The sequence below is a fragment of the Pseudonocardia benzenivorans CB1190 genome (assembly GCF_000196675.2).
In the GTDB taxonomy this organism is placed as follows: Bacteria; Actinomycetota; Actinomycetes; order Mycobacteriales; family Pseudonocardiaceae; genus Pseudonocardia; species Pseudonocardia benzenivorans.
In genome coordinates this window covers 4,960,460-4,986,020 of record NC_015312.1, presented here as the reverse complement: position 1 = coordinate 4,986,020, position 25,561 = coordinate 4,960,460, and the positions used below count along the sequence as shown (strand labels likewise).

At 73.3% G+C, this 25,561-nt stretch carries 23 protein-coding genes; 14 read left to right on the top strand and 9 right to left on the bottom strand.

From position 1 onward, the window contains the following. The first annotated feature begins 153 nt into the window (after positions 1 to 153). The 11 genes from PSED_RS23375 (at position 154) to PSED_RS23325 (ending at position 12,786) form a co-directional block, all read left to right on the top strand. Positions 154 to 960 carry a GntR family transcriptional regulator gene (locus PSED_RS23375; RefSeq protein ID WP_143770588.1) on the top strand — a complete coding sequence of 269 codons (807 nt, stop codon included), beginning with the start codon at positions 154 to 156 and terminating at the stop codon, positions 958 to 960. After that, a complete protein-coding gene (locus PSED_RS23370; protein WP_013676709.1) occupies positions 960 to 1,904 on the top strand; it encodes an ABC transporter permease in 945 nt (314 codons plus the stop codon). Before PSED_RS23375 ends, PSED_RS23370 begins: the two co-directional genes overlap by 1 nt. Before the next feature lie 51 nt (positions 1,905 to 1,955). Then, positions 1,956 to 2,849: an ABC transporter permease gene (locus PSED_RS23365; RefSeq protein WP_013676708.1), complete on the top strand. Its 894-nt coding sequence runs from the start codon at positions 1,956 to 1,958 to the stop codon at positions 2,847 to 2,849. Further along, positions 2,846 to 3,877 (top strand): ABC transporter ATP-binding protein, encoded by a 1,032-nt coding sequence (locus PSED_RS23360; RefSeq protein WP_013676707.1) that lies wholly within the window; start codon positions 2,846 to 2,848, stop codon positions 3,875 to 3,877. The genes PSED_RS23365 and PSED_RS23360 overlap by 4 nt, the downstream gene beginning before the upstream one ends. Continuing rightward, positions 3,874 to 4,824, top strand: coding sequence for an ABC transporter ATP-binding protein (locus PSED_RS23355; protein ID WP_013676706.1), 951 nt, complete (start codon positions 3,874 to 3,876; stop codon positions 4,822 to 4,824). Before PSED_RS23360 ends, PSED_RS23355 begins: the two co-directional genes overlap by 4 nt. 93 nt (positions 4,825 to 4,917) lie before the next feature. After that, positions 4,918 to 6,543: an ABC transporter substrate-binding protein gene (locus PSED_RS23350; RefSeq protein ID WP_013676705.1), complete on the top strand. Its 1,626-nt coding sequence runs from the start codon at positions 4,918 to 4,920 to the stop codon at positions 6,541 to 6,543. A gap of 125 nt (positions 6,544 to 6,668) precedes the next feature. Continuing rightward, positions 6,669 to 8,246, top strand: a complete 1,578-nt coding sequence (locus PSED_RS23345; protein WP_202946308.1) for an amidase family protein — start codon at positions 6,669 to 6,671, stop codon at positions 8,244 to 8,246. Between the two features lie 11 nt (positions 8,247 to 8,257). After that, a complete protein-coding gene (locus tag PSED_RS23340; RefSeq protein WP_041759975.1) occupies positions 8,258 to 9,733 on the top strand; it encodes an MFS transporter in 1,476 nt (491 codons plus the stop codon). Continuing rightward, positions 9,730 to 11,163 (top strand): amidase, encoded by a 1,434-nt coding sequence (locus tag PSED_RS23335; protein ID WP_013676703.1) that lies wholly within the window; start codon positions 9,730 to 9,732, stop codon positions 11,161 to 11,163. The genes PSED_RS23340 and PSED_RS23335 overlap by 4 nt, the downstream gene beginning before the upstream one ends. 14 nt (positions 11,164 to 11,177) lie before the next feature. After that, entirely contained in the window at positions 11,178 to 12,575 is a 1,398-nt protein-coding gene (locus tag PSED_RS23330; protein ID WP_013676702.1) for an amidase, read from the top strand. Positions 12,576 to 12,600: 25 nt separating this feature from the next. Then, complete coding sequence (locus tag PSED_RS23325; protein ID WP_013676701.1) at positions 12,601 to 12,786, top strand: hypothetical protein; 186 nt, start codon at positions 12,601 to 12,603, stop codon at positions 12,784 to 12,786. 68 nt (positions 12,787 to 12,854) lie between these two features. Here PSED_RS23325 and PSED_RS23320 read toward each other — a convergent pair whose 3' ends face one another. Genes PSED_RS23320 through PSED_RS23305 form a run of 4 tightly spaced genes read right to left on the bottom strand, consistent with a single transcriptional unit; the run spans position 12,855 to position 18,120 of the window. Further along, positions 12,855 to 13,475, bottom strand: coding sequence for an isochorismatase family protein (locus PSED_RS23320; RefSeq protein ID WP_013676700.1), 621 nt, complete (start codon positions 13,473 to 13,475; stop codon positions 12,855 to 12,857). Then, positions 13,472 to 15,370 carry a hydantoinase B/oxoprolinase family protein gene (locus tag PSED_RS23315; RefSeq protein WP_013676699.1) on the bottom strand — a complete coding sequence of 633 codons (1,899 nt, stop codon included), beginning with the start codon at positions 15,368 to 15,370 and terminating at the stop codon, positions 13,472 to 13,474. Before PSED_RS23315 ends, PSED_RS23320 begins: the two co-directional genes overlap by 4 nt. 6 nt (positions 15,371 to 15,376) lie before the next feature. Continuing rightward, positions 15,377 to 17,422 (bottom strand): hydantoinase/oxoprolinase family protein, encoded by a 2,046-nt coding sequence (locus tag PSED_RS23310; protein ID WP_013676698.1) that lies wholly within the window; start codon positions 17,420 to 17,422, stop codon positions 15,377 to 15,379. Further along, complete coding sequence (locus PSED_RS23305) at positions 17,419 to 18,120, bottom strand: GntR family transcriptional regulator (RefSeq protein ID WP_013676697.1); 702 nt, start codon at positions 18,118 to 18,120, stop codon at positions 17,419 to 17,421. Before PSED_RS23305 ends, PSED_RS23310 begins: the two co-directional genes overlap by 4 nt. A gap of 124 nt (positions 18,121 to 18,244) precedes the next feature. Here PSED_RS23305 and PSED_RS23300 point away from each other — a divergent pair, with 124 nt between their 5' ends. Continuing rightward, positions 18,245 to 19,147 carry an isocitrate lyase/PEP mutase family protein gene (locus PSED_RS23300; RefSeq protein WP_013676696.1) on the top strand — a complete coding sequence of 301 codons (903 nt, stop codon included), beginning with the start codon at positions 18,245 to 18,247 and terminating at the stop codon, positions 19,145 to 19,147. Positions 19,148 to 19,171: 24 nt separating this feature from the next. Here PSED_RS23300 and PSED_RS23295 read toward each other — a convergent pair whose 3' ends face one another. From PSED_RS23295 to fdxA, 5 genes are all read right to left on the bottom strand, one after another. Next, on the bottom strand, positions 19,172 to 20,056 hold the full coding sequence (locus tag PSED_RS23295; protein WP_013673184.1) for an IS5 family transposase: 885 nt from the start codon (positions 20,054 to 20,056) through the stop codon (positions 19,172 to 19,174). Positions 20,057 to 20,227: 171 nt separating this feature from the next. Then, on the bottom strand, positions 20,228 to 20,626 hold the full coding sequence (locus PSED_RS23290) for a cupin domain-containing protein (protein ID WP_013676695.1): 399 nt from the start codon (positions 20,624 to 20,626) through the stop codon (positions 20,228 to 20,230). Continuing rightward, the gene (locus tag PSED_RS23285) at positions 20,626 to 21,051 is read right to left on the bottom strand and encodes a hypothetical protein (RefSeq protein ID WP_013676694.1); all 426 of its coding nucleotides are present in this window, start codon (positions 21,049 to 21,051) and stop codon (positions 20,626 to 20,628) included. The genes PSED_RS23290 and PSED_RS23285 overlap by 1 nt, the downstream gene beginning before the upstream one ends. Then, positions 21,051 to 21,731 (bottom strand): helix-turn-helix transcriptional regulator, encoded by a 681-nt coding sequence (locus tag PSED_RS23280; RefSeq protein WP_013676693.1) that lies wholly within the window; start codon positions 21,729 to 21,731, stop codon positions 21,051 to 21,053. Before PSED_RS23280 ends, PSED_RS23285 begins: the two co-directional genes overlap by 1 nt. Then, entirely contained in the window at positions 21,728 to 22,072 is a 345-nt protein-coding gene (fdxA, locus tag PSED_RS23275; RefSeq protein WP_013676692.1) for a ferredoxin, read from the bottom strand. The genes PSED_RS23280 and fdxA overlap by 4 nt, the downstream gene beginning before the upstream one ends. Before the next feature lie 40 nt (positions 22,073 to 22,112). On the opposite strand from fdxA, the gene PSED_RS23270 reads away from it, so the two are divergent. Both PSED_RS23270 and PSED_RS23265 read left to right on the top strand, forming a co-directional pair. Then, a complete protein-coding gene (locus PSED_RS23270; RefSeq protein WP_013676691.1) occupies positions 22,113 to 22,709 on the top strand; it encodes a DUF2249 domain-containing protein in 597 nt (198 codons plus the stop codon). 115 nt (positions 22,710 to 22,824) lie between these two features. Then, positions 22,825 to 25,359: a DNA translocase FtsK gene (locus tag PSED_RS23265; RefSeq protein WP_049803487.1), complete on the top strand. Its 2,535-nt coding sequence runs from the start codon at positions 22,825 to 22,827 to the stop codon at positions 25,357 to 25,359. Positions 25,360 to 25,561: the final 202 nt, after the last annotated feature.

The following is a 25,561-nucleotide window of genomic DNA, read 5'->3' as shown; positions in this document are numbered from 1 at the left end:
GAACCGGCGGTTCGCGGAGGCAACCCGCGTAACCGGCATTGTGTACACCGTTCTCGCAGGTCGGACGGCATGCGCGAAGCGGGCAACCGGCTTAACCGCCGCGTTACCGGATACCACTGTCGGGTGACACGCACACTGCTCACCGTTGTATGCATGACCGAGGCCAGGATGCACCCCCGAACGGTTCGCCGCTCGAGTGCCGCGCGTCGCGTCCGGGACCTGCTCCGCGTGGCGATCGTCCACGAGGAGTTCCCGGCGGGCGCGTTGCCGGGCGAGACCGAGCTCATGCTGTCGTTCTCCGCGAGCCGGCAGGTCGTCCGCGACGCGCTGGCGATGCTGCGTGACGAGGGGCTCGTCAAGCGGGTCCAGGGCACCGGGACGTTCTCGGTGGCCTCGAAGGTCCGGCACAGCTTCACCCACCTGCACGGCCCGGAGCCCGAGCACGAACGGGTCTCGCACCGCATCCTGTCGGCGAGCCGCGAGCTCGCGGCGCCGCGGGTCGCGGAGCGGCTCGGGATCGAGCGGGGCGGGCAGGTCGGTGTCGTGGAGTACCTGACGGTGCTGGGCGACGAGCCCTACTACTGCGCGACGGCCTACGTGCCGACGGAGCTGCTCGCGGTGGTGGAGCGCGCCCGGGCCGTCGACGAGTGGTACGCGCTCTACGAGATGGCGGGGTTCGAGTTCGGGGTCGCCGACCAGGCCGTCGAGGCGATCCTGGCCGACGAGCTGGTCGCCGACCTGCTCGACGTCGCGCCCGGCGCCCCCCTGATGCTGTTCGAGCGGCTGCTGCGCGACAGCTACGGGCGGCCGTTGGAGTACGCGATCTCGCGGGTCCGTGGCGACCGGTTGACGCTGATGGCGCAGCTGCCCCGGCACGGGATGCTGCGGGCGTTCGGCCGGGTCGGTCCCGCGCACCGGACCGCTCCGGTGTCCGTCGATCCCGTGGTCGGGGAGGTCTGATGCTGGGGTACGTCGGCCGCCGGCTGCTGATGGCGATCCCGATCCTGTTCGGGGTCTCGATCGTCATCTTCATCACCATCAAGATCATTCCGGGTGATCCGGTCGCCTCCCTGCTCGGTCCGACGGGGTCGCCGGAGGCCCGCGCCGCGCTCACCGAACGGCTCGGCCTGAACGAGCCGTGGCCGGTCCAGTACGTGACCTGGCTGGGGCACACCCTGACCGGGGACCTCGGGACGAGCATCGCCCGGCGCAGCGACGTCGCGCCGATGGTGCTGGACGCGCTGATGAACACCCTGATCCTCAGCGCCGCCGCGGCGGTCATCGCGATCGTGCTCGGCGTCGCGGTCGGCGCGCTGACGGCGCTGCGCCGCACCGGCATCCTGGCCCGGCTGGGCAATGCGCTCGCGCTGTTCTCGATCTCGGTGCCGCAGTACTCGATCGGTCTGCTGCTCATCATCTACCTGGCGGCGGGAGCCGGGTTGTTCCCGGTGAGCGGCATGTACAACCCGAACGGCGACGGCGGGTTCGTCGACCTGTTCAACCACCTGATCCTGCCCGCGGTCACGGCCGCGCTCGTCCCCGCCGGGATTATCGCCCGGATGTTCCGCTCGTCGGTGCTCGACGTGATGAGCATGGACTTCGTCGAGGCCCTGACCTCGCGCGGGCTCTCGCACCGCCGGGTGATGGTGCACGCGTTCCACAACACCGTGCCGTCGTTGCTGACGGTCGCGGGCCTGCAGATCGGCTACCTGCTCGGTGGCGTCATCTTCGTCGAGGCGGTGTTCGCCTGGCCGGGGATCGGGCTGCTGGTCTACCAGTCGATCACCCAGCGGGACCTGCCGGTCATCCAGGCGGGCGTGCTCGTCTCCGCGCTCGCGTTCGTCGTGCTGAACCTCGTCGTCGACGCCCTGCACGGGCTCGTCGACCCCCGAATCCGCGCCTGACCCCGACCCCGAGTTCGCGCCCGACCCGCCGAATCCCGTTCGAGGAGCCTCGTGACCGCCACCATCGAAGCGTCGCCGAACGCCGTTCCCGGCAGCGGCGCCGCCCCCACCACCGCCCCGCGCCGCAGGCGCCGGATGACCGTGTCCGCCCGGATCGCGGCGGGCGTCGTCGCGCTGATCGTGCTCGTCGCGATCGTCGGGCCGCTGCTCGTCGGCGACCCGAACGCGGGCGACGCGGCGCGCCGGCTGCTGCCCGCCGGCAGCGCCGGGCACATCCTCGGCACCGACGGCCAGGGCCGCGACGTCTTCGCCCGGCTGATCGACGGTACCCGGCTCTCGCTGCTCGCGGGACTGGTCCCGGTGCTGTTCGCCGCCGTCGTCGGCACCACGTTGGGGGTGACGGCCGGGCTCTCGGGCAAGTGGGGGCACCGGGCGATCATGCGCACCCTCGACGTCTTCTACGCCTTCCCCGCGGTGCTGCTGGCCATCGCCATCGCGGCCGCGCTCGGCTCGGGCATCTCCAACTCGATCATCGCGCTCGCCGTGATCCTGGTGCCGCCCGTCGCCCGGGTCGCGGAGACGGAGACGCGCCGGCTGGCCGACCTCGACTACATGGACGCCGCCCGGGCGAGCGGGGCGTCGCGGCTCGCCATCGCGACGCGGCAGGTACTGCCCAACGTGGCCCCGCCCGTCGTCGTCTACTGCACGGCACTGATCGGGCTCTCGATCGTCTACGCCGCGGGTCTGAGCTTCCTGGGACTCGGGGTGTCACCGCCCACGGCCGAGTGGGGGCTCATGGTCAGCGACCACACGCAGTACATCTACACGGCGCCGTTCCTCGCGGCGATCCCCGCGCTCGCGATCCTCGTCGCGTCGGTGGCGTTCAACGTCCTCGGCGACGGGCTGCGCGACCTGCTCGACGTCCGATCGGAGGCCCGCGCGTGACCACCTCGCTGGAGAAGGACCCGGCGGCGACCGACACCACCGTCGCCCCGCTGCAGGTCACCGACCTCACGACGACGTTCGTGTCCCGGCACCGCAGCGTCGACGTCGTGCGCGGCGTCTCGTTCACCCTGCGCCGCGGCGAGACGATGATGCTGCTGGGCGAGAGCGGCAGCGGCAAGTCGGTCACCGCCCGGTCGATCATGCAGCTCTACGGGTCGGCGGCGAAGATCGGCGGCAGCGTGACGATGAACGGCCGCGAGCTGCTGGGCCTGCCCGCGCCGGAGCTGCGCAGCTTGCGCGGCGGTCAGGTCGCGCTCATCCCGCAGGACCCGACGGGTGCGCTGGACCCGTTGCGGCGCATCGGGTCGCAGCTCGTCGAGGTCCTGGGTGTGCACGGCGTCGCCACGACGAAGCAGGCCGCGCGCAGGCGGGCGGAGGAGCTGCTGGCGATGGTCGGCATCCCCGACCCGAAGCGCGTCGCCGACAGCTACCCGCACCAGCTCTCGGGCGGCATGCGGCAGCGGGCGGTCATCGCGATCGCCGTCAGCTGCGACCCGCAGGTGCTCATCGCCGACGAGCCGACGACCGCGCTGGACGTCACGGTGCAGGCCCAGATCCTGGAGCTGATCGTCGAGCTGCAGCAGCGGTCGGGCACGGCCGTCCTGATGGTCACGCACGACGTCGGCGTCGCCCGCGACTTCGGTGGCCGCATCGGGGTCATGTACGCGGGCAGGCTCGTCGAGGAGGGTCCGGCCGCGCAGGTGCTCGGCGAGCCGCGGCACCCGTACACGTCGGGTCTGCTGGCCGCCCTGCCGACACCGGGCGTCGCCAGGGGAGCGCTGCGCTCGATCGTCGGGTCGCCACCGCCCGTCGGCGCCTTCCCGGCGGGCTGCGCGTTCGCCCCGCGCTGCCCGCAGGCCCGCCCGTCGTGCCACGAGCAGGACCCGCCGCTGGTGACGGTCGCCCCCGACCGGGCGGCCGCCTGCCCGGTCGCCAACCCCGGCCCGGCCCAGGAGCGTGCGGCGTGAGCGACGTGCTGCTGGAGGCGACCGGGCTGAACAAGACCTTCGGCAACGGGGTGCGCGCCGTCGCCGACGTCTCGCTGACCGTGCACCGCGGCGAGACGCTCGGCGTCGTCGGCGAGTCGGGCTGTGGCAAGTCGACGACGGGGAAGATCCTGCTCGGGCTGCTCGCGCCGGACTCCGGCGACGTCACCTTCGACGGCGAGTCGATCCCGGCGATGAACCGCGCCCGGCTGCGCGCGCTGCGGGCGCGGCTGCAGGTGGTGCCGCAGAACCCGCAGACGTCGCTCAACCCGCGGCTGACGGTGCGCTCGTCGATCGAGTTCAACCTGCGCGCGCACGGCGTCGCCCGGGCCGAGCGCGGGCCTCGGGTCCTCGCGCTGCTCGACCGGGTCGGCCTGACGGCGGCACAGAGCGAGCGCTTCCCCCACGAGCTCTCCGGCGGGCAGCTGCAGCGGGTCGCGATCGCCAGGGCGCTGTCGACGTCGCCGGACCTCGTGGTGTGCGACGAGGCCGTGTCCGCGCTGGACAAGAGCGTGCAGGCGCAGGTGCTCAACCTGCTGGCCGACCTGCAGCGCGAGACCGGCGTCGCGTTCCTGTTCATCTCCCACGACCTCGCCGTCGTCGAGCACATCTCCGACCGCGTCGCGGTGATGTACCTGGGCCGGGTCGTGGAGGTCGCGTCGGCGGAGCGGTTGTGGGAGGCCCCGCAGCACCCGTACACGACGGCACTGCTGTCGGCGACCCCCGGCCAGGGCCGCGAGCGCATCGTGCTGCACGGCGAGCTGCCCAGCCCGGCGAACCCGCCGTCGGGCTGCGGGTTCCGCACCCGCTGCCCGGTCGCCGAGGACGTCTGCGCCGACGACTGGCCCGCGCTCGTCCCGGTGACCCCGACGCACGCCGCCGCCTGCGTCCACGTCACGCCCCAGGCCGTCCCGGCCACCGCCGGCTGAGTCCGCCCGACCCCCCTCCGACGGCAGCGGCGCCGCCGGCCGACCACCCCTGCACCGCGTCCGCCCGCTGTCCCTGCCCCGAGAGGAACGCCCGTGTCGAGTCCCGATCCACGCCGCCGCAGACGGCGGCTGCTGTCCACCGCGGTCACCGCGCTCCTGTCGGCGCTGCTCCTGGTGCTGTCCGCATGCGGCGGCAGCGCCACGTCCGGGGGCGGCGCCGGGGGCAACACGCTGATCATCGGCATGACGGCCAGCGACATCCCCATCCTCGACACCGGCCTCGCGCAGGGGCAGGGCTACGAGGGGCTGCGGTTCGTCGCCAACCAGCTCTACGACGGCCTGACGAAGTTCGACCTCACCAAGGGCGACCAGATCCCGAAGATCGAGCCCGACCTCGCGGAGTCGTGGCAGCCCAACGCCGACCTGACGAGCTGGACGTTCAAGCTCCGGCCCGGGGTGACCTTCCACGACGGCACCCCGTGGAACGCCGACGCCGCGATCTTCAACCTCGAGCGCTACGCCGACAAGAGCAGCCCGAACTTCTACCAGGAGCTCAACGCGCAGGGCGGGCTCTCGATCGCGGGGATCAAGAGCTTCTCCAAGGTCGACGACATGACCATCACGATCGACACCAACGGCCCCTGGTCCTACCTGCCGGTCGACCTCGCGACGGTCTACTTCGGCAGCCCGACCGCGATCAAGGCCGAGGGCAACCAGGGCTTCGCGGAGAAGCCGGTCGGCACCGGGCCGTTCAAGTTCGAGTCGCTCGAGCGCGGCCAGCGCCTCGTCATGACGAAGAACGCGAGCTACTGGAACGGCGCGCCCAAGCTCGACAAGGTCATCCTCAGGCCGATCCCGGACCCGACGGCCCGCGTCGCCGCATTGCGCTCCGGTGAGGTCAACTGGATCGAGGTCCCGCCGCCGGACGACGTCCCGAGCCTGCAGAACCAGGGCTTCCAGGTGCTCACGAACTCCTACAACCACATCTGGCCCTGGGTCTACAACATGCGCAAGGCGCCGTTCGACAACCAGAAGGTCCGCGAGGCGCTGAACTGGGCGATCAACCGGCAGTCGCTGGTGGACAACATCCTCAAGGGCACCGCGGAACCCGCGCTGGGCTTCACCCCGAAGGCCGACGCGTCGTTCCGGCCGGAGAGCGAGGTCTACGGCTACGACCCGGCGAAGGCCAAGCAGCTGCTCGCCGAGGCCGGCTACCCGAATGGCTTCACGATGACGCTGTCCTACCCGACCAGCGGCTCCGGGAACATGGTGCCGACCCCGATGAACACCGCGCTGCAGGCCGACCTGGCCGCGGTCGGGGTCAAGGTCGAGCTCAAGCCGATCGAGTGGGCGGCGATGCTCAACGACTTCTTCGCCGGCAACATCCCCGACGACGCCAACGCCATGAACATCTCCCTGAGCTACCAGCAGGAGGGGTTCTGGACGAGCTGGTTCGGCTCGCAGTCGACCTCCAACGCCGGCAAGTACTCCAACCCGCAGGTCGACGCGCTGCTCGCCAAGGCGCGCACGATCCTCGACGACAAGCAGCGGTCCGACGTCTACGCGCAGGTCGCGCAGATCCTCGGACAGGACTCGCCGTGGCTGGTCGTGGTGAACGACAAGAACCCGCGCGTCCTGTCGGCGAACGTCAAGGGCTTCGTGCAGCCGCAGTCCTGGTTCGCCGACCTCACGACGATCTCGATCGGCGACTCGGGCTGATCCCGGCCGCCGTCGTGAGTGGCGATGGTCGCCATGGCGACCATCGCCACTCACGGGCCCGTTCCGCACTCCACCGCATTGAACTGCACTGCACCGCACTCCGACGCTGGAGGTTCCTCATGGCCATGCCGCGCAACAGGATCCGCGGCTTCGTCCGCCGCCCCACACCCGAGCAGGTCGCCGAGCTCGGTGCCGCCGAGTTCATGCACCTCACCCCGCGGGAGGCCGAGCAGTACGCCGACGTCCTCGACGGGATCCTCGCCGGGATGGACCGGCTCGACGAGCTGCACGCACCGATGCCGCCGCTGGTCCACACCGACCGCGACCCGGGTGCACCGCCCAGCCACGACGACGACCCGTTCCACGCCTTCGTCCGGCGGTGCCGGGTCACCGGTGCGGCCGGGGGTCCGCTGGCGGGCCTGACCGTCGGGGTGAAGGACAACCTGGCCGTCGCGGGGATCCCGATCAGCAACGCGTCCCGCACCCTGAGCTACACCCCGACGACCGACGCGGTCGTCGTGTCGCGGCTGCTCGACGCGGGCGCGAGCATCACGGGCAAGACCAACCTCGACGACTTCTCGACGTCGGGCACCGGCGAGTCGAGCTGGCTCGGGCCGGCGCGCAACGCCGTCGACCCGTCGCGGTCGGCCGGCGGGTCGTCGGGCGGGTCCGGGTCGGCCGTGCGGTCGGGTGCGGTGGACCTCGCGATCGGTGTCGACGAGGGCGGCTCGGCGCGGATTCCCGCGTCGTTCAACGGGGTCGTCTCGATCAAGGGCACGCAGGGCCTGGTGCCCTCGCACGGCCTGACCTACATGGACCACACCATCGACTCGGTGTGTCCGATCGCCTCCACGGTCGGGCTGACCGCCCGGATGCTCGACGTGATGAGCGGGCACTCCGACCGCGACCCGCAATGGGTCCGCGGCCGTCCCGCGCCGACGACCGCCGCCGCGGTGCTCGGCGACGGCGTCGCGGGGATGACGATCGGCGTCGTCGCGCAGGGCTGCGGCGAGGACCTCTGCGAGCCCGGAGTGCTGGCCGGGTTCCGCGACTCCTGCGCCGCGCTGGAGGCCGCGGGGGCGACCGTCGTGCCCGTGTCGGTCCCGCTGTGGTCCGACGGCTGGGCGATCGCGACGGCCCTGCTCGTCCACCTCGGCTGGATGGGCGTGCAGTCCGACGGGGCCGGCTACTCCCACCTGGGCGAGGTCGACGTCGAGCGGACGCACGCGTTCGCGATGGTGCGCAGGCTCGAGGCGGACGCGTTCCCGCCGTTCTTCAAGGTGTGGCTGCTGGCGGGCCGCTACCTGCACGACACCTACTTCTCGACGTACTTCGCCAAGGCCGCCAACCTGCGCCGGGCGCTGACGGCGGAGATCGACGTCGCCCTGCAGTCCTGCGACCTGCTCGTCACACCGACGACGCCGCAGGTCGCGCCGGTGCTGCTCGACCGGCCGGCCGAGGACCCGGAGCTGCTCGCCCGCGGGACGACGATGGTCGCCAACACGTGCGTCACCAACCTCTCGGGACATCCGTCGCTGGCCGTGCCCAGCGGGGTCGACCCGGCGACGGGGATGCCGACGTCGATCCAGATCGTCGCGCCGCACTGGGAGGACGCACGCACGTTCCGTGCCGGCGCCGTCGTCGAGGCGGCCGTCGGCGTGATGCCCGGAACCGGCGCCCCGGCGGCGGTCGCCCAGGCATGACAGGTCCTGCGGTGCGCCTGTCGACCCTCGTCCCGGGACCGGCGACCCCGGCTCCCGGGGCGGGGGGTGGGCGGCGCTCCTTCCACGGGCTCGTCGCCGTCGCCGGGGTCGGCTTCGGGCTCACCGCGCCGTTCACGGCGCTGCTGGTCGTCGGGCTGGGCGCGCGGCCGGAGTGGGCGGCCTACGTCGTCGCGTCGATGGGACTGTCGCTGCTGCTCGTCGACGCGTTCGGGACGCGGTTCGTGCCGCGGCTCGACTCACGGATCGCGCTCGCCGTGTCGATGCTGGTGTTCGGGATCGGCTCGCTGCTCTCGGCGGCGACGACCGACTGGGTCGTCGTCGGGCTCGCGCGGGTGCTGCAGGGCTTCGGCGGCGCCCTGTTCATGGGCGGCGGTGTGCAGGCCGCGGTCCGGCTGGCCCGCGCGCACGAGCGCGGCGGTGCCATCGGCTCGTTCAACGCCGCCTGGTTCGCGGGGATCGCGACGGGCCCGCTGGGGGGCGGGCTCGTCGTGGCGCTGCGGCCGGGCGTCGACGGCCTGCGCCTGCTGTTCGGGGTGTGCGCCGCGGTCAACCTGCTCGGCGCCGCCGCGGCCTGGGCGTTCGCGCCGCGGCTGCGGTCGGCGTCGCGCCCGCGGCTGGGCCTGCCCCGCGGGCTGGGGGTCCGCGGGGCGAGGGCGTGGTCGGCGCTCGTGCTCTCCGGGACCGGCCAGGCGCTGCGCTCCGGGCTGGCGATGACGATCATCCCGCTGCTCGGCGAGCAGCTCGGGATGGCGTGGGTGCCGCTCGGCGTGGCCCTGTTCGCGCTCGCGCTCACCGACGTCGCCGTCATGCACTTCGGTGCCCGGTTCACCGATCGCCGCGGCCGGTTCGCGCCGCTCGCCCTCGCGCTGGGCTGGGGGGTGCTCGCGACGGTCGCGCTGACCCTCGTCGCCGGGCCCACCGGGTTCACCCTGGGCGCGCTCGCGGCGGGCGTGACCGTCGGCGCGACGTGGGTGATCCCCGCGGCGATGACCGTCGATCTCGCGCCCGACCCGGAGGCGGGGCTCGCCGCGTACCGGATCGCGAGCGACGTCGGCATGCTCGCCGGCGGCCTGCTCGCGGGCATCGGCATCGCCGTCGGCGGCCTGCACGGTGCCCTGTGGGGCACCGCCGGGCTCCTCGCACTCGCCCTCGTCCTGCTGCTCCCGGTCGGCGAGACCCGCCGGCCGGTCCAGTCCCCGTCCGCCACCGCACCGACCGGAACCGTCCCGCCCGACACACCGTCACCGGAGGATCGCATGCCCCTGCCCGACATCGACGGGTTCGCCGTGATCGCGGCCGCCCAGGACATCACCCTCGTGCCGGACCGGCTCGCGCAGGCCCACGCGACCCACACCGCCTACCACCCGGACCTGCAGCGGCTGCGGGCGCTCCCACTGCCCTACACCGAACCGGTCACCGAGCCGGCGACGGCCACGGCGTGGATCGCGAACGGCGGCCGGTCGTGACCGGGACGCTGCCGGCGCCGGCCACCACCGATCTCGCCGACCTGACCGCGACGGAGCTGCTCGCCGCGTTCGCCGCCGGCACGGCGACACCCAGCCAGGCCGTCGAGGCCTGCCTCGCCCGCGTCGCGGCCACCGACGAGGTCCACAACGCGGTGCTGCTGCTGCTCGCCGACCGGGCGCGCGCCGCCGCCGCCGAGTCCGACGCCCGCTGGGCCGCCGGGACCGCGCGGCCGCTGGAGGGCGTGCCGTACGGGCTCAAGGACATCGTCGCGACCGCCGGGATCACCACGACGGGCGGCTCGTCGCTGTTCTCGGACTTCGTGCCGACCGAGGACGCGGCGCTCGCCGCGCGGCTGGCCGACGCGGGCGGTGTGCTGCTGGCCAAGCTCTCGACGTTCGAGTTCGCCTGCGGCGGCGCGGTCAACCGCACCTTCGGGCCGACGCGCAACCCGTGGGACCCGCAGCGCACGACGGGCGGTTCGTCGTCGGGGTCGGGCGCGGCGCTCGCGCTCGGTCAGGTGCCGCTCGCGATCGGGACCGACACCGGCGGCTCCATCCGGATCCCGGCCGCGTTCTGCGGGCTCACCGGGATCAAGGCCACCCACGGCCGCGTCCCGCGCCACGGCGTCATGGGCCTGTCCTGGACGATGGACCACGCCGGGCCGATGGCGCGCAGCGTCGCCGACTGCGCGCTGATGCTCGACGTCATCGCCGGCCCCGACCCGCGCGACCCGACGACGCTGCCGCTCGAGGCGGAGCCGTTCACCGCCGCGCTCGGCCGCGACGTGACCGGGATGCGCGTCGCCCGGCCCCGCGGGTTCCTCGAGGGCGGCATGCACCCCGCCGTCGCCGCCGCCCACGAGGCCGCACTCGCCGAGCTCGCCGCGACCGGCGTCGAGATCGTCGACGTCGAGCTCCCGACGTTCGACCTCGCCGCCGTCGCGAGCTGGTGGATCATCTACGCGGAGATGCTCTCGCTGCACGAGGCGCACGCGGACCGCATCGAGGACCGCGACGAGATGGGCGCATCCCTGCTCGGCGCCGCCCCGTTCGTCAGCGCCGCCGACTACTTGCGTGCGCTGCGCCTGCGGCCGAGGTTCCAGCGCGAGCTCGCGGACGCGATGGCCGGCTGCGACGCGCTCGTCACCCCGGCGATGACGTCGCTGCCGCCGCTGATCGCCCCGCAGATGGTGTCCGACCTCGGCGACCACGAGGTGCCGTGGCTCGAGGCCGCGTGCCGCACCTCCGTCCCGTTCAACCTCACCGGCAGCCCCGCCATGGTGCTGCCCTCCGGCCTGGTGGAGGGCATGCCGGTGAGCCTGCAGCTCGTCGGCAGGCCGCGCGACGAGGCGTCGCTGTTCGCGCTGGGCGCCGCCTACCAGGCCGCCACCGACCACCACATGCGCCGGCCGCCGGTGCTCGCCCGATGACCAGGAGGGGACCCATGTACCTGTCGATCACCGACGCCGCCGCCGCGCTGCGGTCCGGCGAGACGACCTCGGTCGCGCTGACCGAGGCCGGCTACGCCGTCGCCGACGCCCACGACGAGGCGCTCGGCGTCTACCTCCGCCGGTTCGACGAGACGGCCCTGGCCGCCGCGGCGAAGGCCGACGAGGAGCTGGCGGCGGGCGTGGACAAGGGCCCGCTGCACGGGATCCCGTTGGGCATCAAGGACATCATCGCCACCGACGAGGGCGAGACGACCGCGCAGAGCCTCGTCCTCGACCGTGAGTGGGGCACGATGGGCGACGCGCCGGTCGTCGCCCGGCTGCGGGCCGCGGGGGCGGTGATCACCGGGAAGCTGACGACGATGGAGTACGCCATCGGCATCCCCGACGTCGAGAAGCCGTTCCCGGTGCCGCGCAACCCCTGGAACACCGACCACTACCCGGGCGGCTCCAGCTCGGGCACCGGCAACGGTGTCGCCGCGGGGATGTTCCTCGGCGGGCTGGGCACCGACACCGGCGGCAGCATCCGCTATCCCGCCACCAGCTGCGGCATCACCGGCCTCAAGCAGACCTTCGGGCGGGTGCCGAAGTTCGGCTGCGTCCCGCTGGGCTACAGCTACGACCACATCGGCCCGATGGCGCGCACCGCGGCCGACTGCGCCGCGATGCTCGCCGTGATCGCTGGCCACGACGCACGCGACGCCTGCTCGGTCGACCGGCCCGTCGACGACTACGTGTCCGGCCTCACCGGCTCGCTGGAGGGGATGCGCATCGGCGTCGACCCGCTGCTGGCCGCCTCGGAGCTGACCGTGCCCGAGCTGGAGGAGGTTCTCGCGGCGGCCACCGCCGAGCTGACCGCCGCGGGCGCGACCGTCGTGCCCGTCGAGCTGCCGCTCTACAAGGAGCTGACGACGGCGACGATGGTCGGGATGGCCGCGGAGTCCTACGCCTACCACCGCGGCGACCTGCAGAGCCGCTGGGCCGACTACGGCTCCGGCACCCGGATGGCCGTCTCGATCGGCGCGCTGGTGTCGGGTGGGGACCACGTGCAGGCCCAGCGGGTCCGCCGGGCCGGGCAGAAGATGGTCGCCGAGCTGTTCGCCGACGTCGACCTGATCGTCACGCCCACGTCGGCGTGCGGGGCGCCGGAGATCGAGAAGCTGACGTTCGACGCGATCATCGGCGCCCTGCACACCCCGTACTGGAACGCGCTGGGCAACCCCGCGATGTCGGTCCCGATGGGCTACACCCGCGACGGGCTGCCGCTGGGTCTGCAGATCGTCGGCCGCCCGTTCGACGAGGCCGCCGTCCTCGCCGCCGGGCACGCGTACCAGCTGCGCACCGACTGGCACACCCACGTCCCTGCCATGGTCAGCGACCTGCTCGCCGCCTGACCCGATCGTCGACAGGAGAGAACAGATGAGCGCCGATCCCACGGTCGTCGTCCCCGCGCTGCTCACGGCCGCCGGCCTCGCGCCCTCCGCCGAGGAGGTCGCGGTGATGATCGCCGAGTACCCCGCCCGCGCACAGGCGATCGAGGCACTCTGGGCGGTCGAGGCGGCCCGCTACGAGGAGCCCTGCGTGGTCTTCCGCGCCGAGCCGTGACGGCCTGAGTCCTGTCGTGGCGCCCCGGAGGTCACGCGACCACCCGGGCGCCGCGACCGGCCGCGGGGTCAGCGGCCCCGCAGCCGCTCGACCGCCTCGGCGACCTCGACGACGTCGGCGTACTTGGCGTCGAGGTCGGCGAGGTTCGCCGAGTGCAGGGCGGGGGTGCGGTCGGCACAGGCCGCCCCGACGACCTGCGGCGCGAACCCGTGGGTGAGCGCGTCGGTGGCCGTGGCCCGCACGCACCCCGACGTCGACACCCCGCAGACCACGACGGTGTCGACGCGGCGGGCGTGCAGCGTCGCCGCCGCCGAAGTGCCGGCGAACGCCGAGGCGTACTGCTTCGTCACGACCACGTCGCCGGCCGCGGGCGCCAGCGGCGCGGCGATCGCGCCCCAGTCGCCGTCGGCGCCGTCGGCGAACGCGGCGAGCGCGGGCACCTTGCGCACGAACAGGCCGCCGTCGGACAGGTTGGCCGCGTAGCGGACCTGCGTCCACAGCACCGGGCGGGCGCCGGCACGCGCCGCCTCGACCAGCTCCACGCACGCCGCCAGCGCCGGGCCCGGGTCCGGCAGCGCGAAGGGGCCGTCGGGCTCGGTGTAGGCGCGGACCATGTCGACGACGACCAGCGCGGGCGAGGCGCCCCAGCCGACCCGGCCGGAGAACGCCGCGCCGTGCGGTCCGGTCACGCCCGCACGTCCGCCGCGGCCCACCGCGGACGCGTCGGCGCCGGGAGCCCGGTCTCGGCCTCGCAGCGCTCCAGCAGTTCCTCGATCGGCGGGCCCATGTCGAAGACCGGCAGCTCCGCCGGCCGCGACGCGCGCAGCTCGTCGCGCAAGGTGGCGGTCGCGGCCGCGTCGACGGTCCCGTCCGCGGCGAGCACCACTCCGTAGCGGCGGGCGCCGTCGGCGGTGACCAGCCCGCGCCGCACCTCCAGCGCCACCAGCTCGGGGTCGCGCTCCAGCGGGTCGCCCCACCCGCCGCCGCCCCACGTCACGAAGTGCAGCACGTCGCCGGGGAACACCGGGACGTCGTGCACCTTCGAGGGCAGCACCTCGCGCGTGCCGTCCGCGCGGTCGATCCACTTCGTGCCGCGGGCACCCGGCGTGCCGCCGTTGACCCCCCACGGGTAGGTCAGCCAGCGGTCGTCGTGGATCGCGATGGTCCCGGGCTCGGCGAACGCGTAGGCGACGTCGACGCCGTTGCCGCCGCGGTGCAGCCCGGCGCCACCGGTGTCGGCGACGGTCTCCCAGCGCTCGATCCGCAGCGGGTAGTAGGACTCCAGGTACTCGCAGGGGATGTTGACGAAGCTGGGCCACAGGGAGTGGCCGTCGGGGCCGTCCCCGAGCGGGCGGCCGGGGATGCCCCCGAAGCCGATCGAGTAGAGCTGGAACCACTCGCCCTTCCGCTCGCCCGACGAGTAGTGGCCCGAGTACATGAAGTGCGGGGACGAGGAGAAGCCCGCGGCGTTGAGCAGGGCCGGGTTGGTCTGTCCGAGCAGGCCGCCGAACAGGTCGAACACCCGTCCGATGCCGTGGTTGCGGCCGTTGAGCGAGGCCGGGTGCTTGGGCTTCCAGTACGAGCCGTCGGGGATGGTGACGTCGACGAGCGGGTAGAAGCCGTCGTTCCACAGGATCTGCGGGTCGGCGACCGTGATCATGTAGATGCCGAAGAACATCCGGGTGAGGTTCTCGTTGATGTAGTAGTTCACCGGGCCGGCGGCCTGGGGGCTGGACCCGGTGAAGTCCAGGTGCACCTTGTCCCCGCGGCGGGTCAGCGAGAGCGTGAGCTCGTAGGGGCCGTAGCCGACGCCGTCGTCGCAGATGTAGTCGGTGAACGAGAGGGTCCTGCCCTCCTCGAACACCGTGGCCAGCAGCACCTTCATCGCGTCGTAGTTGCGCTGCAGCAGGGCGTCGAGCGCCGACAGGTAGACCGCGGTCCCGAACCGCTCGCACATCTCGACGACGCGGCGGCTCGCGGTGCGGCAGGCCGCGACGAGGCCGTTGAGGTCGGCGCGGTTCCAGTCGGGCATGCGGACCTGGTTGAGGATGATCCGCAGCGCGTCCTCGTTGAGGACGCCCTTCGAGTACAGCTTGAAGGGCGGGATGACCACGCCCTCCTCGTAGATGGTGCGGGCGTCGGTGGGCATCGAGCACGGTGTCTTGCCGCCGACGTCGGACATGTGCCCGAACATCGAGGCCCAGCCCACGACGCGCCCCTCGTGGAAGACCGGCGTCACCACCAGCCAGTCGTTGGCGTGGCTGATCGCCGCCCCGCACGCGTACGGGTCGGAGGTGAGCAGCACGTCGCCCTCCTCGACGGTGTCGTCGAACCCGTCGAGGAAGTCGGGGATGGACAGCCCGAACTGGCCGACGACCATCTTGCCGCTCGGGTCGGCGATCAGCGGGAACTCGTCGTGCTGCTCGCGGATGCCCGGGGACAGTGCGGTGCGGAACAGCACCTCGTCCATCTCGTAGCGGGCGTTGCGCAGGCCGTTCTCGATCAGGTCGAGGGTGATCGGGTCGACGGCGTCGACGGGGACCTTCTCGACGGGCGCGGTGGCGGTCTCGACGATGCGTGCCATGTGTGCTCAGCCCTCTCGCACGGGGTTGATCAAGAGGCTGCCCGAGGGGTGCACGGTGGCGGCGTGGCCGGGCAGCACGAGGGTGGTGGAGTCCATCTCGGTGACGATCGCGGGCCCGCTGACGACGTCGCCGGCACGCAGCGTGACCCGGTCGTAGACGTGGGCCTCGACGGTCGCGCCGGAGATGTGGATCGGGTGGGTGTCGATCGGCGTCGGCGGGCCCTCGCTCGCGGCCAGCTCGGTCGCCGCGACGCCCGGTCGCGGACCGGTGACCGTTGCGCGCGCGTTGACCAGCTCGTGGTCGGTGGTGAGCAGGAAGGAGAACAGCCGCTCGTGCTCGGCGTCGAACGCCGCGGCCAGCGTGTCGAGCGCGGCGTCGCCGAGCTCGGTGACCTCGACCGGGATCTCGAATCCCTGGCCGTGGTAGCGCACGTCCACCTGGTAGGCGACCGTCTGGTCGGTGTCGGGGACGCCCTGCTCGGCGAGCCGCTTCCCGGCCTCGCCGCCCAGCTCGCGCAGGATCGCGGCGAGGTCGGCCGCGGTGAGGTCGGCGAACCGGCGCAGCACGGTGCGGGCCGACTCGCTGCGCGCGGACGTCGTGGCGTCGCCGAGCGCGCACAGCACCCCCGGCGACGGCGGCACGATCACCGGCCACGCCCCGGTGAGCTTGCCCAACGCGTTGGCGTGCAACGGACCGGCGCCGCCGAAGGCGACGAGCGCGAAGTCGCGGGGATCGAAGCCCTGCTGAACCGAGACCAGACGCAGACCGCCGAGCATGTTCTCGTTGACGATGTCGACGATGCCCGCGGCGGCGGCCTCCACCGACAGCCCCATCGCGTCCGCGACGGTGCCCACCGCGGTGCGGGCGGCGTCGACGTCGAGGGTGATCTCGCCGCCGGCGAGCGTGGCGGGCAGGTAGCCGAGGACGACGTTGGCGTCGGTGACGGTGGGCTCGGTGCCGCCCTTGCCGTACGCGGCCGGGCCGGGCGCGGCGCCGGCGGACTGCGGGCCCACCCGCAGCGCCCTGGTCAGCTGCGGGACGTGGGCGATGGAGCCGCCGCCCGCGCCGACCGTCCGCACGTCGACGCTGGACGCGCGGACGGTGAGGTCGCCGACCTTGGTCTCGCGGCCGATCCGCGGCGCGAGGCCCTGGACGAGCGCGACGTCGGTGGACGTGCCGCCCATGTCGAAGGTGATGAGGTCGGAGTAGCCGCACTGCTCGGCGACCCACACCGCGCCCGTGACGCCGCCCGCCGGCCCGGACAGCAGCATGGTGACCGGTGAGGACTGGGCCGCCTCGGCCGAGGAGAGCCCGCCGTCGCTGCGCAGGATCGCCAGCTCGCCGGCCACACCGCCGTCGCGCAGCTTGCCCGACAGCGTCTCGACGTAGCGCTTGACCTGCGGCTGGACGTAGCCGTTGGCGACCGTGGTGACGGTGCGCTCGTACTCGCGCAGCTCCGGCAGCACGTCGCTGGACAGCGACACCGGCACCCCGGGCAGCACCTCGGCCGCGATCTCGGCGATCCGGCGCTCGTGCGCGGGGTCGGCGAAGGAGTTGATCAGCGAGACGGCCAGTGCCTCGATCCCGTGGCCGCGCAGCGAGGCGAGCCGGGCGCGCACGTCGTCCTCGTCGAGGGGGCGGACGACCGAGCCGTCGCTGGCGATGCGCTCGTCGACCTCGACCGTGTTCTCCAGCGCGGCCAACGGTTCCGGTTTGGGCCAGATGATCCAGCCGGCCAGGCCGCCGGGCACGTACGAGCGGGCGATCTGCAGCACCTGGCGGAACCCGCGCGTCGTCACGAGCCCGACGGTGGCGCCCTTGCCCTCCAGGATCGCGTTCGTCGCGACGGTCGTCCCGTGCAGCACCTGGCCGACGTCGGCCAGCGCGATGCCGGCGTCGGCACACACCTTGCCGATCCCGTTCAGCACACCCACGGCCTGGTCGGACGGCGTCGAGGCGGTCTTGGCCCGCCAGGTCGCGCCGCTGAGCTCGTCGACGAGCAGCACGTCGGTGAACGTGCCCCCGACGTCGACCCCGAGTCGGTAGGTCATCGCGTGTCCTCCTGTGGTTGTCGGGCGGCGTGTGCGGCGGCGTCCCGGGCGGCGCGCACCATGACGGCCCGGGCGTTGCGGATGTGGGCGGCCATGACCGCGCCGGCCCACTCGGGGTCCTCGGCGCGCATCGCGGCGACGATCTCGAGGTGGTGCCCGAGACTGCGGCGCAGGGACGCGACGTCGTAGGTGTGGAAGTTGCGCAGCACGATCGGCGCGCGCACGGCACCGGCCAGCGCGACGGCCAGCGCGGGTGCCGCGGCGATCGTCACCAGCCGCTCGTGGAAGTCGCGGTTGAGCGGGACGAGCGAGTCGAGGTCCTGGTCGGGCCCGGGGGAGCCGACGACGACCATCCGCTCGGCCATCGCGCCCAGCTCGTCGATCTCGGCCGTCGTGGCCGCGGCGGCGGCGAGGGAGGTGAGCCGCGGTTCGATGGTCGAGCGCAGGTGGAACACGTCGGCCAGCTCCTCGACGGTCCAGCTGGTGACCCGTGAGCCGCGGTTGGGCGTCGTCTCGACGAGGCCCTCGGCGGCGAGCCGGGACAGCGCCTCCCGGATCGGCGTGCGGCTCATCCCGAGGCGCTCGGCGAGCTCCGCCTCGCCGAGGCGGTCGCCGGGGGCGAACTCGCCTCGCAGGATCAGCTCGCGCACCGCCGCAGCGGCGCGCCCCGCCGACGTCGACGTCCCGGCGCGGCCCACCGGCTCTCCTCTCGTCTGAAGATTGTGTGCAAGGTATGGCCTCTGGCGGCCGTTGTCTACGGTCGATTGCCCGTAATGCATGCAAGAATGACTCCCGGTACTGACACCGATCCGAGGAGACACCGTGTCCGCTCCCGACCCGGCCGGTTCACCGCGACCCGCGGCCCGGCTGCGCGCCCTGCTCGCCGCGACACGGACCGAGGGGCCGCTCGTCGTGCCCGGCGCGTACGACGCGCTGTCCGCCCGCCTCGTCGGCCAGGCCGGCTTCGACGCGGTCTACATGACCGGCTTCGGCACCTCCGCCGCCCTGCTGGGCGGTCCCGACGTCGGCCTGCTCACCGGCACGGAGATGGTCGACAACGCCCGGCGGATCGCCGCGGCCGTCGACCTCCCGGTGATCGCCGACGCCGACACCGGCTACGGCAACGCCCTCAACGTGCACCGCACCGTCCGGCTCTACGAGCAGGCGGGTGTGGCGGGGATCCAGCTCGAGGACCAGGTCACGCCGAAGCGCTGCGGGCACATGAGCGGCAAGCAGGTCGTCGCGCTGCCGGAGATGCTCGGCAAGCTCCGGGCCGCGGTCGACGCGCGCCAGGACCCGGACACGGTGATCATCGCCCGCACCGACGCGGTCGCCGTCGACGGTGTCGACGCCGCGATCGACCGCGCCCGCGCGTTCAGCGACGCGGGCGCCGACGTGCTGTTCGTCGAGGCGCCGACGTCGGAACGCGACATCGAGCGGATCGCGTCCGCACTGGCCGGGACGGCGCCGCTGCTGTTCAACTGGGCCGAGGGCGGCCGGACCCCGCCGCTGCCGCTGGACCGGATCGCCGAGCTCGGGTTCGCCGTCGTCCTCTGTCCGATCGGCACGCTGCTCGCGGCGACGGCCGGCATCCGTGCGCTGCTGGCGACCCTGCGCCGCGACGGCACGCCGGTCGGCGCGCTGGCCGGGCTCCCCACGTTCGACGAGTTCACCGATCTCGTCGGCCTGCCCGAGGTCCGGGCGGCCGAGCAGCGTTACGCCTGAGAGAGTGTTGTAGAACCTCGGTGGTCAGTCTTTGAGGTCTTCTGCTAGTCGGCGGGCGGCTTCCTTCTCGATGTCGCTGCGGGGAGCGGGGAGTTCCTCACCGGCGAGGCGGGCGGCCATCAGCCGGATCATCGCGAACTTGATCATCGCCTCGGCGTGGGCAGTCTTGCGTTCGTAGTCCCGGGCCAACCGTCTACACCTCGTCAACCAGCCGAAGGTTCTCTCGACCACCCACCGGCGGGGCAGCACCTGGAACCCTTTCACGTCGGCGTTACGCGGCACCGCGACCACCTCCAGCCCCTCACTGCGCCGGGCCCAACCGACCAGGCCGGCGTCCACGGAGTTGACGTAACCGCCGTCGACCCACACCAACCCGAGCAGTGGGAACCGGGCGCGGGCACCGGACAGCATCAACCGGGCCCCGGCCCGGTCCTGCACCGACGCCGAGTGCACCACCACGTGCAGCACCAGGCCCAGGGTGTCGACCAGCAGGTGGCGCTTGCGGCCCCGGACGCGTTTACCGGCGTCGTAGCCGATCTGTTCACCGCCCTCGCTGGACCTCGCCGACTGGGAGTCCAGCACCGCCGCCGAGGGCTGCGGGTCACGCCCGTCGGCGATGCGGACCCGCTCACGCAGCACCTCGTGGACCCGGTCCCAGGTGCCGTCGCGGGTCCAGGCCCGAAACCACTGGTAGGCGATGCTCCACGGGGCCAGATCGTGCGGGACCAGCCGCCAGGCGCACCCGCTGACCAGCACATAAGAGATCGTGTCGATGATCAACCGGCGGGAGTGCACGTACGGGCGCCCGCCCAACACCGCCGCCGGGCGGGGCAGCAACGGCTCGATCAACACCCACTGGGCGTCGGTCACCGAGGAGTCATACGCCGGTTTGCAGGTACAGACACACACCCGACCGGATGATCAACAGGTCCGGGCGACTACTACGGCCGCCACGCCGAGTGATCACCAGGTTTCACAACACTCTCTGAGCCGGCCCGTCGCGCCGGGGCGGGGCCACGGGCGACGGGTCCCGCGGCGGGCGCCGGGCGCGGGGTGCCGGCGGCTGCCCGCTGCGGCGGCTCAGGTGCCGCGGACGGCGACGGTCAGCAGCACCACCGAGTCCTCGACGGCCAGCAGGTCGTGCCGCTCGGCCGGGACGACGAGCAGGTCGCCCGCCGCGGCGCCGACGGCGCCGGCAGGGCTGCGGAGCTCGACCCGGCCGCGCAGCACGTGCAGGGTCGCCTCGCCGGGGCTGTCGTGCTCGGCGAGGCCCTGGCCTGCGGCGAGGGCGAGCAGCGACTGGCGCAGCGTGGCCCCGTGCCCGCCGACGACGGTGTGGGCGCTGCGCCCGCTCGACGCCGCCCGGGCCGCGTCGAGGTGGGTGTCGGCCAGCGCGCCGAGGGCGACGGGTCCGGGGGTGTCGGCGGTGCGGGGCTCGGGGGTGTGCACGGTGTCCTCCGGGTGCTGGTCGGGACGCATCAGGTGGTGAACAGTGCGACGCCGGTGACCACCAGGGCGGCGACCTTGACGATCTCCAGCGCGACGTAGCCGAGGTGCCCGCGCGACCGCGGCGCCTCACCGCCGGCGAGCACGGCGTCCGACCGGCGCGTCAGGCGCGGCCGGACGACGCCGAGCTGTGCGAGCAGCGCGACGATCGCGACCGCGCCCGCGACGACGGCCGTGGCCGGCGGCGCACCGAGCGCGGCGACCACGACGAGGGCCAGTGCCAGCACGACCTCGACCGTGTTGAGCGCGCGGAACACGAGGCGGCCGATCCCGAGGCCGATGCGGACGGTGACGTCGGGGGCACGGAACTTCAGCGGCGCCTCGAGGAACGAGATCGCCAGCACCATGCCGAGCCAGACGAAGGTCACGGCGACCGCGACGGCGGGTCCTGCGGGCATCAGTGGTCGTCCTCTCGGGAGCCGCCCACGGCGGTGGACGGGGAACGGGACAGGTGGGCCAGGCACAGGTCGGGGCCGGCGAACGGTTCGAGGCGTTCGACGGAGACCGGGGCGGCGAGTGCGGTCAGCGCCCCCTGCATGAGGCCGAGGTGCAGCGGGCAGACGACCTGCGCGTCGGTGGTCGCCAGCTCCAGGAACGGGCAGTGCCGCAGCGCCAGCTGGTCGTCGGGCCGGCCCGGGGCGGGCCACTGCGGGGCGAAACCGAGCTCGTCGAGCAGGGTGACGAGCGAGCGCACCCCGTCGGGGCCGGACGCGGCCGGGGGGCCGTCGGCCAGCCGGGCTCCCCAGGCGCGGCCGGCGGCGGCCGCGGCGGCGGCGGGATCGGGTCCGGCGGCGAGGTTCTCGACGAGCGCCGCCGCGAGCAGCCGGTAGTTGCGGGGGCCGGTGGGGTCCATGCCGGGGCGGGCCCGGAACAGCAGCGGCGGCCGGCCCGGGCCCGTCGGGGCGACCGGCACGCGTTCGGCCCGTCCGGCGTCAACGAGCGCGTCGAGGTGGAACCGGACGGTGTTGGGGTGGACGCGCAGCCGCGCCGCGATCTCGGCGACGCCCAGCGGCTCGGCCGCGTCCCGCAGGGCCGCGAGCACCACGTCGCGACGGGCGGCGCCGCGCTCGCCGCTCACGTGCCGCGCGGCGGCTGGCCGGCCACCAGCGGGGTGTCGGCCCCGATCGGGCCGAGCTTCGCCGCGCCGCCCGGGCTGCCGAGCGGGGCGTCGCGGCCGGGCAGCGGCTCGGCGAAGAACCGGGCGTTGTCGGCCTGGTACTCCTGCAGCGACTCCGGGAGGTCGTCCTCGTAGTAGATCGCCTCGACCGGACAGACCGGCTCGCAGGCGCCGCAGTCGACGCATTCGTCGGGGTGGATGTAGAGCGCGCGTTCGCCCTCGTAGATGCAGTCCACCGGGCACTCGTCCACACAGGCCCGGTCGAGCACGTCGACGCAGGGGAGTCCGATCACATAGGCCACGGCTTGAGTTTACACAACACTCGCTTGTATAAATTGCCGCATGACCGCGCTCGAGCTCGACGTCCGCCCCCTCCGCAAGCCCGACAAGCACCCGACGATCTTCCGGACCTACGACGCCCTCGCCGTGGGTGAGTCGTTCGTCCTGGTCAACAACCACGATCCGAAGCACCTGCGCGACGAGTTCGACTCCGACCTGCCCGGCGGCTACGGCTGGGAGTACGTCGAGCGCGGCCCGGTGTGGCGGATCCGGATCAGCAAGCTCGCCGCCACCCCGTTGCCGCGCATCGTCGGTGACCTACACCGCGGGACGCAGGACCCGGACGCCGCCGGGATCGAGTGGAAGCTGGAGATGCGTCGACGCGACCTGGACTCCAACGTCGTGCGGCTCGCGCCGGACGCCGGGATCGGCGACCACACCGGCCCCGATCTCGACGTGCTGCTCGTCGTCCTCGACGGCAGCGGCCTGCTCGCCACCGAACGCGGCGACCTCACGCTGGAGGCCGGTGCGTTGGTGTGGCTGCCCCGCCGATCCCGCCGCCGCTTCCAGGCCGGCCCGGACGGCCTGCGGTACCTGACCGTGCACGGCAAGCGCCAGGCGCTGGTGCTCGACGCCGCGCCGCCGAAGGTCACGACCTGACCCGGGGCCCCGGGCCCTGGGTACCCCTGGGACGGCCCGTGACCGGCGCCGCACCCGCCGGCCGGGGGTGCGTCGGTACCTCGTCCGGGGCCCGGTTCCGGTTACGGTGTCGGGCATGGCAGGACGCGCGTCGACCGGTGGTGCTCGTGGTACGACGCGAGCCGCCGCCGGGTCGGGCCGTCGTCCCGCGTCGGGCTCCACCTCGCGCACGCGGGGCTCGTCCACCGCACGGCGGCCGTCGGGTCGCCGGCCCCCGGCGCCGCGCAAGGGACCCGACCTCATCGACAAGGGCATCGACGCGGTGGGGCGCGGCGTCGTCAGGCTGGGGAGGTCGGCGGGCAGGGCCGCGGGCCGGACCCGCGAGATCGACCCCGCGCACCGGCGCGACGGGCTGGGTGTCGGGTTCATCGTGCTCGCCGTCGTCGCCGCGGCGGGCATCTGGTGGGGCGCGGGCGGCCCCGTCGGACGCGGCCTGTCCACGGCGGTGGGCGCGGTGTTCGGCACGCCGGGCGTCCTGCTGCCCGTCGTACTGGTGATCGTCGGCATCGTGCTGATGACGACCGAGGCCCACCCCGAGGCCAGGCCGCGCGTCGCGGTGGGGTCGTTGCTGCTGGTCCTGGGCGTGCTGGGGCTCGTCCACCTGTTCTCCGGCTCGCCGGCCGAGCCCGGCCGGTGGGCCGAGGCGGGCGGTGGCGTCGGCTACCTCGCGGGCACGCCGCTGGCCAGTGGGCTGAGCCCGTTCGTCGCCGTCCCGGTGCTGGTCCTGTTGTCGGGCTACGGGTTCCTCGTCCTGACGGGGACGCCCGTCCGCGAGCTGCCCGACCGCGTCCGGCGGCTGCTCGGCAGGCCGGTGCCCGACGACACCGAGGACGGTGTCGACGAGGTCGCCGAGAACGCCGCGGCGCAGGACGACCCGGTCGCCGACGCCGCCGCCGCCCCCCGGCTGCGCCGCCCGTCGCGACGCCGGCAGAACGCCGCGGACGCCTACCGTGACGAGGCCGGTACCGCGGGGCCCACGCCCGAGCCCGCCGCGGAGGAACCCACGGCGCCCACGCGCACCCCACGCCGCCCGGTCCGGGCGGCCGAACCCGTCTCCGAGCCGGACAACCCGCCGACGGGCGAGCAGATGTCGCTCGCGATCCGCGAGCCGTCGGGCGACACCGCGTACGTCCTGCCGCCACCGGACATGCTCCCGAGCGGACCGGTCCCGAAGACGCGCAGCAGCGCCAACGACGCCATGATCGAGGCGATCACCGGCGTCCTCGACCAGTTCAATGTGGACGCCCAGGTCACCGGCTTCACCCGCGGACCGACCGTCACCCGCTACGAGATCGAGCTCGGGCCGGCGGTCAAGGTCGAGAAGATCACGCAGCTCACCCGCAACATCGCCTACGCCGTCGCCACGGACAACGTGCGGCTGCTGGCGCCGATCCCGGGCAAGTCGGCGGTCGGCATCGAGGTGCCCAACACCGACCGCGAGATGGTCCGGCTCGGCGACGTGCTGCGCTCGGCCAACGCGCGCAACGAGCAGCACCCCATGGTGATCGGGCTCGGCAAGGACATCGAGGGCCACTTCCTCTGCGCCAACCTGGCGAAGATGCCGCACCTGCTGGTCGCGGGCTCCACGGGCTCCGGCAAGTCGAGCTTCGTCAACTCGATGCTCGTCTCGCTGCTCAGCAGGGCGACCCCGGACGAGGTCCGGATGATCCTCATCGACCCGAAGATGGTCGAGCTGACCCCGTACGAGGGCATCCCGCACCTGATCACGCCCATCATCACGCAGCCGAAGAAGGCCGCCTCCGCGCTCGCCTGGCTCGTGGAGGAGATGGAGCAGCGCTACCAGGACATGCAGGCCAACAAGGTCCGCCACGTCGACGACTTCAACCGCAAGGTGCGCTCCGGCGAGATCACCGCGCCGCTGGGCTCCGAGCGGGAGTACCGGCCCTACCCCTACATCCTCTGCATCGTCGACGAGCTCGCCGACCTCATGATGACCGCCCCGCGCGACGTCGAGGACGCGGTCGTGCGCATCACGCAGAAGGCGCGCGCCGCCGGCATCCACCTCGTGCTGGCGACGCAGCGCCCGTCGGTCGACGTCGTGACCGGCCTGATCAAGACCAACGTGCCCTCGCGGCTGGCGTTCGCGACGTCGTCGCTGACCGACAGCCGGGTCATCCTGGACCAGCCCGGCGCGGAGAAGCTCATCGGCATGGGCGACGGGCTCTACCTGCCCATGGGCGCCGGCAAGCCCGTCCGCATGCAGGGCGCGTACGTCTCCGACGAGGAGATCGCCGACGTCGTCGGCTTCACCAAGGACCAGGCCGAACCCAGCTACACCGAGGGCGTCACGGCGGCGAAGGCCGGCGAGAAGAAGGAGATCGACGCCGACATCGGCGACGACCTCGAGCTCCTCGTGCAGGCCACCGAGCTGATCGTCACCTCCCAGTTCGGGTCGACGTCGATGCTGCAGCGCAAGCTGCGGGTCGGGTTCGCCAAGGCGGGCCGGCTGATGGACCTGCTGGAGACGCGCGGTGTCGTCGGACCCTCCGAGGGCTCGAAGGCACGCGACGTGCTCGTCAAGCCCGACGAGCTGGAAAACGTCATCTGGCTCATGCGGGGCGGATCGGGCGGCGACGACGCCGAGGAGTGAACGGTCGTCGACGACAGGGGACCACTCATCGCCGTGACCCTTTCGTGATCGTTCCTTACTGATTGTCACTCTCGGTGGTTATTCTGTGGTATATCCCACGAACCGACGGGCGCTCGACTACGCGCCGTGCAATCGTGGGCCCCGATCGCGCGGGCGCGGCGTCCGCCGAGAGGGCGAAAGGGTGCTGTCGGATGTTCGGTTT

Coding starts and splice junctions, on each gene's coding strand:
- PSED_RS23375 (WP_143770588.1), top strand. CDS start 154: ATGACCGAGGCCAGGATGCACCCCCGAACGGTTCGCCGCTCGAGTGCC.
- PSED_RS23370 (WP_013676709.1), top strand. CDS start 960: ATGCTGGGGTACGTCGGCCGCCGGCTGCTGATGGCGATCCCGATCCTG.
- PSED_RS23345 (WP_202946308.1), top strand. CDS start 6,669: ATGCCGCGCAACAGGATCCGCGGCTTCGTCCGCCGCCCCACACCCGAG.
- PSED_RS23330 (WP_013676702.1), top strand. CDS start 11,178: ATGTACCTGTCGATCACCGACGCCGCCGCCGCGCTGCGGTCCGGCGAG.
- PSED_RS23325 (WP_013676701.1), top strand. CDS start 12,601: ATGAGCGCCGATCCCACGGTCGTCGTCCCCGCGCTGCTCACGGCCGCC.
- PSED_RS23315 (WP_013676699.1), bottom strand. CDS start 15,370: ATGGCACGCATCGTCGAGACCGCCACCGCGCCCGTCGAGAAGGTCCCC.
- PSED_RS23310 (WP_013676698.1), bottom strand. CDS start 17,422: ATGACCTACCGACTCGGGGTCGACGTCGGGGGCACGTTCACCGACGTG.
- PSED_RS23290 (WP_013676695.1), bottom strand. CDS start 20,626: ATGCGTCCCGACCAGCACCCGGAGGACACCGTGCACACCCCCGAGCCC.
- PSED_RS23285 (WP_013676694.1), bottom strand. CDS start 21,051: ATGCCCGCAGGACCCGCCGTCGCGGTCGCCGTGACCTTCGTCTGGCTC.
- PSED_RS23270 (WP_013676691.1), top strand. CDS start 22,113: ATGACCGCGCTCGAGCTCGACGTCCGCCCCCTCCGCAAGCCCGACAAG.
- PSED_RS23265 (WP_049803487.1), top strand. CDS start 22,825: ATGGCAGGACGCGCGTCGACCGGTGGTGCTCGTGGTACGACGCGAGCC.